Here is a 2,166-nt window from a genome sequence, read left to right as displayed (position 1 = left end):
GCGCGACCTCGCCCCCGTCCACCAGCACCGCCCGGTGCCGGAACCGCGAGCGCCCCGCCAACGACAGCCCCACGTCCACCGGCGAGCCCCCGACCCCGGCGAGCCGCTCCAGCTGCGCGCTCAGCGCCGCCTCCGACTTCGCCGAGACCACCCACGGCACCACACCCGGCGCGACCGAGGGATCCGCCCCGGAAGCATCCTCCTCGATCGCCTCCTCGACGATCACGTGCGCGTTCGTCCCGCTGATCCCGAAGGCGGAGACGCCCGCGCGGTGCGGTCGGTCCACCTCCGGCCAGGCCCGGGCCTCGGTGAGCAGCTCGACGGCCCCCGCCGACCAGTCCACCTCGGCGGACGGCGCGTCGACGTGCAGCGTCCTCGGCAGCACGCCGTGCCGCAGCGCCATCACCGTCTTGATCACGCCGGCCGCGCCGGCCGCCGCCTGGGTGTGGCCGATGTTGGACTTCAACGAGCCGAGCAGCAGCGGCTGTTCCCGCTCCTGCCCATAGGTCGCGAGGAGCGCCTGGGCCTCGATCGGGTCACCCAGAGGCGTCCCCGTGCCGTGGCCCTCGACGGCGTCGACCTCGCCGGCCGACAGCCCGGCGGCGGCCAGCGCCTGGCGGATGACGCGCTGCTGGGACGGACCGTTGGGCGCCGTCAGACCGTTCGACGCGCCGTCCTGGTTGACGGCGCTGCCGCGCAGGACGGCCAGCACCGGATGCCCGTTGCGGCGGGCGTCCGAGAGCCGCTCCAGCACCAGGACGCCCGCGCCCTCGGCCCAGCCCGTCCCGTCCGCCGCGTCCGCGAACGCCTTGCAGCGCCCGTCCGGCGCGAGCCCGCCCTGCCGGGAGAACCCGGCGAAGCTCATCGGCGTCGACAGCACGGTGACGCCGCCCGCGAGGGCCAGCGTGCACTCACCGGCCCGCAGCGCCTGCGACGCCAGGTGCATCGCCACCAGCGAGGACGAGCACGCGGTGTCGACGGTGACGGCCGGGCCCTCCAGGCCGAAGGTGTACGACACCCGGCCGGACAGCACGCTCGCCGTCAGGCCGGTGGTCGCGTGGCCCTCCATGTCCTCGTCCGAGTTCATCACCACGCCGACGTAGTCGACGCCCGCGGTGCCGACGAACACGCCGGTGCGGGTGCCGCGCAGGCCCGCCGGGTCGATGCCCGCCCGCTCGAACGCCTCCCAGGACGTCTCCAGCAGGAGCCGCTGCTGCGGGTCCATCGCGAGGGCCTCGCGCGGCGAGATCCCGAAGAAGCCCGCGTCGAACTCACCGGCCGCGACGAACCCGCCCTCGATCGAGGCGCTGCTGCCGCTGCCCTCGCCGAGCAGCGCCGCCATGTCCCACCCGCGGTCGGCGGGGAACCCGGTGATGCCGTCCCGCCCGTCCGCGACCAGCCGCCAGAGCTCCTCGGGGGTGGTCACCCCGCCCGGCAGGCGGCACGCCATGGCGACGATGGCGATCGGCTCGTGCCGGCCTGACTCGGCCTCCAGCAGTCGTTGGCGTGTCTGGTGCAGGTCGGCCGTGACCCACTTGAGGTAGTCAACGAGCTTGCTGTCGTTCGACATGGGGGGTGGTGCCTTCCTGTGTTGAGGCGGGTCTCTCGGCGTTTCTCGGCGCTTCTCGGCGGGTCCTCAGCGGTCCTCAGCGGTCGCTCAGACGGCCGAGCTCGTTGTCGATGAAGGCGAGGACCTCGTCCGCGCTCGCCGCTTCGAGCCGCTCCGCAATGGCGTCCTCGGCATTCTGCGCGTCCTGGTTTCGCAATTTCTCCAGCATTCGGCGCAGCCGGAGGGAGACCGCGTTGCGGGTCGCCTCGTCGGTGTCCGGGTCCGCCAGGGCCGTGTCCAGACGGTCGAGTTGGCCGAACAGCGCGGCGCCGTCCGCGGCGTCCTGCTCGTCCAGGAGCACGCCGAGCAGGTGTGCGCCGAGGACGGCGGACGTCGGGTGGTCGAAGACCAGGGTCGCGGGCAGGCGCAGGCCGGTGACGGCGGTCAGGCGGTTGCGCAGTTCGAGTGCCGTGAGGGAGTCCACGCCGAGGTCGTGGAAGTCCCGGTCAGCGGCGACGGCCTGCGGCGAGGCGTGGCCGAGGACGGCGGCGGCCTCGGCGCGGACGAGGTCCACGACGTGGCGCAGCCGGTCGGCCTCGCGCAGCTCGGTCAGGCGG

General features: G+C 74.2%; 2 protein-coding genes. Both read right to left on the bottom strand.

Annotated elements, in window-relative coordinates; all coding sequences use genetic code 11:
* The coding region (locus BG452_RS33005; RefSeq protein ID WP_188308026.1) for a type I polyketide synthase at window positions 1–1,570 on the bottom strand (1,570 nt) is incomplete at its 3' end.
* A gap of 76 nt (window positions 1,571–1,646) precedes the next feature.
* The coding region (locus BG452_RS33000) for an acyl carrier protein (RefSeq protein ID WP_188308025.1) at window positions 1,647–2,166 on the bottom strand (520 nt) is incomplete at its 5' end.

Origin of the sequence: Streptomyces sp. CBMA123, assembly GCF_014596465.1 — a bacterium.
GTDB lineage: Bacteria > Actinomycetota > Actinomycetes > Streptomycetales > Streptomycetaceae > Kitasatospora.
This window is presented reverse-complemented; position numbering and strand designations above follow the sequence as displayed.